This window comes from Sphingomonas segetis, from assembly GCF_009720245.1.
Taxonomy (GTDB): Bacteria; Pseudomonadota; Alphaproteobacteria; order Sphingomonadales; family Sphingomonadaceae; genus Sphingomicrobium; species Sphingomicrobium segetis.
The window spans coordinates 1-4269 of record NZ_WJSQ01000192.1 but is presented as its reverse complement, the minus strand read 5'-3'; the positions used below and the strand labels follow the sequence as shown (position 1 = coordinate 4269).

At 67.2% G+C, this 4269-nt stretch carries 6 protein-coding genes; all 6 read right to left on the bottom strand.

Features of this window, described 5'->3' with window-relative positions:
- On the bottom strand, window positions 1–216 hold a 216-nt coding region (locus tag GH737_RS13335; RefSeq protein ID WP_155265285.1), incomplete at its 3' end, for a translation initiation factor IF-2 associated domain-containing protein.
- A gap of 1 nt (window position 217) precedes the next feature.
- Window positions 218–928, bottom strand: coding sequence for a DUF448 domain-containing protein (locus GH737_RS13330; RefSeq protein ID WP_155265284.1), 711 nt, complete (start codon window positions 926–928; stop codon window positions 218–220).
- The gene (gene nusA, locus GH737_RS13325; protein WP_155265283.1) at window positions 909–2531 is read right to left on the bottom strand and encodes a transcription termination factor NusA; all 1623 of its coding nucleotides are present in this window, start codon (window positions 2529–2531) and stop codon (window positions 909–911) included. The genes GH737_RS13330 and nusA overlap by 20 nt, the downstream gene beginning before the upstream one ends.
- A 5-nt stretch (window positions 2532–2536) precedes the next feature.
- Window positions 2537–3064 (bottom strand): ribosome maturation protein RimP, encoded by a 528-nt coding sequence (gene rimP, locus GH737_RS13320; protein WP_196233186.1) that lies wholly within the window; start codon window positions 3062–3064, stop codon window positions 2537–2539.
- Window positions 3065–3204: 140 nt separating this feature from the next.
- On the bottom strand, window positions 3205–3690 hold the full coding sequence (locus GH737_RS13315) for an isoprenylcysteine carboxyl methyltransferase family protein (RefSeq protein ID WP_155265281.1): 486 nt from the start codon (window positions 3688–3690) through the stop codon (window positions 3205–3207).
- A partial coding sequence (locus tag GH737_RS13310) for a 3-oxoacyl-[acyl-carrier-protein] synthase III C-terminal domain-containing protein (protein ID WP_275401971.1) occupies window positions 3687–4269 on the bottom strand: 583 nt, incomplete at its 5' end. The genes GH737_RS13315 and GH737_RS13310, both read right to left, overlap by 4 nt.

The following is a 4269-nucleotide window of genomic DNA, read 5'->3' as shown; positions in this document are numbered from 1 at the left end:
CGGCGCCGCCTTGGGCGCTTCGGCGGCGGGTTTGGGCGCCTCGGCCGGCGGGGTCTCGCCGGGGCGGCCGATGATGCGCCGCTTCTTGACCTCGACCACGACCGTGTTCGAGCGACCGTGGCTGAAGCTCTGCTTCACCTTGCCGGTTTCGACAGTGCGCTTGAGGCCGAGCGGAGGCCGGGTTCCAAGCTTCGGCTTTTCGGTCTGCTCTGCCATTCTAATCCTTCGTCAAATCTGCTTCGGCCGAGCCGGTGCCCGAGGCGGGTTCTCCGCCTTCCGGACCACGTTCGGGGCCAGTGAAAGCCCGCCACCGGGCAAGCGCGTGCGCGACACGCGAAGCGGCAGCGGGATCGGTCAGGGCGACATGTACCACATTTTCGCGCCCAAGTGCCATCGACAAGATAGTGCGGCCCTCGGGAAATATCATCCCCCGCGGCCCTCCTCCGCCGACGCGCCACGCCTGATCGAGCGCCCTGCGGCCGTCTTCACCCGAATCGGCGGCATGGATCAGAAGGTGGATCTTGCCCGAGCGCGCTGCGGTTTCGATCCGCTCGGTGCCGTTGACGAGGTTGCCCGCGCGCGCCTCCATTCCGAGCCGGTCGAGCGCCGTCTGGCGAAGGGCGGCTTCGATCCTTGCACCGAGATCGGCGGGGACGGTCACATCATTCGTCTTGTACGCACGCGACAGCGCCGGCTTGAGCTTGCCCTTGGCGTTGGCGGCGTCGAGATCGGCGCGGTTGACACCGATCCACGCGCCGCGGCCGGGAGCGCGCGCCCGCGCATCGGGCGCAACACTGCCGTCGGGTCCCAGCGCGAGCCGGATGAGCTCGTCCTTGGTGCCTTTGCGGCGGGTCAGCACGCACGTCCGCTCCGGGACATGCGGTTGGCGTAGCGCTAGCGCGAGGTTGTCATTCCGGGGATTCCGCATTGGCGGCCTCCTCGGCTTGCGCGGGCTCTTCGTCCTCGAACCAATGGGCGCGAGCGGCCATGATGATCTCGTTGCCCTGCTCCTCGCTGAGCCCGTACTCGGCGAGGATGCCGCCCTTGTCCTCGGGCCGGGTGCTCGGCTCGCGGCGGCGGGGCTCGACCCGCTTTTTCTGCACGAGCTCGTCGGTGGCGAGGTCGGCGAGATCGTCCAGCGTTCGGATGTTGGCCTTGCCCAGCGTCACCAGCATCTGCTCGGTGAGATGCGGCATTTCGGCGAGTGCGTCGTCGACGCCGAGCTTGCGGCGTTCCTCGCGAGAGGCGGCCTCGCGGCGCTCGAGCGCCTCGGCGGCGCGGCTCTGGAGCTCGGCCGCGATGTCGTCGTCGAGGCCTTCGATCGAGGCGATTTCCTCGACGGGCACGTAGGCGACCTCCTCGAGGCTGGTGAAACCCTCGGCAACCAGCAGCTGCGACAGCGTCTCATCGACGTCGAGCTCGTTCTGGAACAAGGATGAGCGTTCGACGAACTCGCGCTGGCGCTTCTCGCTCGCGTCCGCTTCGGTCAGGATGTCGATCTGCGAGGTGGTGAGCTGGCTGGCGAGGCGAACGTTCTGGCCGCGGCGGCCGATCGCGAGGCTGAGCTGGTCGTCGGGGACGACGACTTCGATCCGCGCCTCCTCCTCGTCGATGACGACTCGGCTGACCGTCGCTGGCTGGAGCGCGTTGACGACGAAGGTGGCGAGGTCCTGCGACCAGGGGATGATGTCGATCTTCTCGCCCTGGAGCTCCTGGACCACCGCCTGGACCCGGCTGCCCTTCATGCCGACGCACGCGCCGACGGGATCGATCGAGCTGTCGTGGCTGATCACCCCGATCTTCGCGCGGCTGCCGGGATCGCGCGCCGCCGCCTTGATCTCGATGATGGCGTCGTAAATCTCGGGCACTTCCTGCGCGAACAGCTTCTTCATGAAGTCGGGGTGGGCGCGGGAGAGAAAGATCTGCGGCCCACGCGCTTCACGGCGGACGGCGAGGATCAGCGAGCGGATGCGGTCGCCGACGCGCACCATTTCGCGCGGGATTTGCTGGTCGCGGCGGATGACGCCCTCGGCTCGGCCGAGGTCCACGACGACGTGGCCGAACTCGACGCGCTTGACGACGCCGGTGATGATCTCTCCAACGCGGTCCTTGAACTCTTCATAGTGGCGCTCGCGTTCTGCATCGCGAACCTTCTGGAAGATCACCTGCTTGGCGGCCTGGGCAGCGATTCGGCCGAACTCGATCGGCGGCAGCGGGTCGACGATGAAGTCGCCGATGCTCGCACCCTTCTGCAATTTCTGCGCGGCTTTCTCGTCGATCTGCTTGAAATGGTCTTCGGGCTCTTCCACCACCTCGAGCACCCGCCACAGGCGGAGGTCGCCGGTCTCGGCGTCGAGCTTGGCGCGGATGTCGTTCTCGGCGCCGTAGCGGGCACGGGCGGCGCGCTGGATCGCGTCCTCCATCGCCTCGATGACGATGCCCTTGTCGATCAGCTTTTCGCGCGCGACCGCGTCGGCGATCGCGAGCAATTCTGCCTTGTTGGCGCTGACGGCAGCGGGTGCGGTGGCCATTTAAATCATTCCTCTACAGTCTCGATGGTCTCGGCGCCCTCGGTGCTGAGCGGCGCGGTGGCTTGAATGAGCTTGTCGGTCAAGACGAGCTTGGCCGAGGCGATGTCGCGGAACGGGATGTCATGCTCCAGCCCGTCCTTGGCGCGCAGCCGGACGGTCTCGCCGTCGACCGCCACGAGTTCGCCGTTGAACTGCTTGCGGCCGTCGCGCGGCTCGCCGAGCGTGATGCGCGCCTCGTGTCCTGCCCAATCGGTGAAATCCTTGAGGCGGGTCAGGGGCCGATCGATCCCGGGCGAGCTGACCTCGAGCCGGTAGCTGCCCTCGATCGGGTCGGCGAGGTCGAGCACTTCCGAAAGGCGGTGCGAAATCTTCTCGCAATCGGCGATGTCGACTTGCCCCGTGTCGGGCCGCTCGGCCATGACCTGGAGCGTCGGGTCCGACGCGCCGCCGATCATCATCACGCGAACGAGGTCGTAGCCGAGGCTTTTGATCTCGGGCTCGATCAGTCGTTCAAGGCCGGCAACGTCCGCCACGCGCGCTCCAGTTGAAAAGTCCAAAAATCTCTCGGACCGGAGCCGAAGGGCCCCAGCCTCGGGCATCTGGCGATGTCGAGGAGAGAGCCGCGATATAGGCGCAACACCGCCTCCTCGCAAGCAAAGGTTCGGCGTGCAGATTAGCGCCCGAGCGCCCGGTTCTCCGCGCGAATGCGGATGGTGAGCACGGCGGCGTTGAGCAGCGTGAAGACCAAGGCCACCAGCCAAAGGCCGAAGACAAGCGGCAGGACGGCAATCTCGCCGATCACCACCCAATAATTGGGGTGATTGAGGAAGCGGTAGGGGCCCCCGCGCACCAGCGGCGCGTCGGGAAGGACGACGATGCGGGTCGTCCAGCGAGGTCCGAGGGTGACCAGCACCCACAGGCGCGTCAGTTCGAGCAGCACGAACAAGGCGAGCCAGAAGACATCGATCGGCCGCGATGGCGCGAGCCACCACAAAGCGGCGAGCCAGAGCACATGGATGGCGACGATCAGCGGGTAGTGGCCGGGCGCATATTCTCGAGCGCCCTGTGCGAGAAGGCGGCGGGTATTGCGGTTCGACAGCCACAATTCGCCGGCGCGCTGAAGCGTGACCAACGCCAGGGCCGCGATGTTGAGGATCATGCGGCTTCGAGCAGCAGCCCGGAACAAGTGAAGCCGGGGCCGAATGCCGTCATCAGGGTCTTTTCCGGAAGCCCGCGCTCGATCAGCCGATCGAGCACGAACAGCACCGTCGGCGCGCTCATATTGCCATAGTCGCGAAGCACTTCCCGTTCGAGGTTGAGCTCGCCCTGCGGCAGGCGCAACGCCGTCTCTATGGCGGCGATCACCTTCACCCCGCCGGGGTGCGCGCAGAGGCGGCCGACGTCCTCGCGCCGGATGCCCATCGCCGCGCATATCTCGTCGATCGCCTGCGCGAGCTCGGCCTCGATGAACGGCGGGATCGCGCGATCGAAGACGACCGCAAGGCCCGGGTCCTCGACATCCCAGCCCATGATGCGCAGCGTGTCCGGCCACAATTTTTCGGCCGATCCGGTGATGCGCGGCAGACCGTGCTCGCCGCTGGAAACGACCGCCGCCGCGGCGCCGTCGCCGAACAAGGCGGTCGCGACGACCGCGGCCGGATCGCTGCTGTCGAGGCGGATCGAGATCGAGCAGGTCTCGACCGTGACGAACAGCCAGCGGCTGCCCGGCTCGGCCGCG

Bases quoted from the DNA above. Each gene is read 5' to 3' on its own strand.
- GH737_RS13330 (WP_155265284.1), bottom strand. From the start codon at position 928: ATGCGGAATCCCCGGAATGACAACCTCGCGCTAGCGCTACGCCAACCG.
- nusA (WP_155265283.1), bottom strand. From the start codon at position 2,531: ATGGCCACCGCACCCGCTGCCGTCAGCGCCAACAAGGCAGAATTGCTC.
- GH737_RS13315 (WP_155265281.1), bottom strand. From the start codon at position 3,690: ATGATCCTCAACATCGCGGCCCTGGCGTTGGTCACGCTTCAGCGCGCC.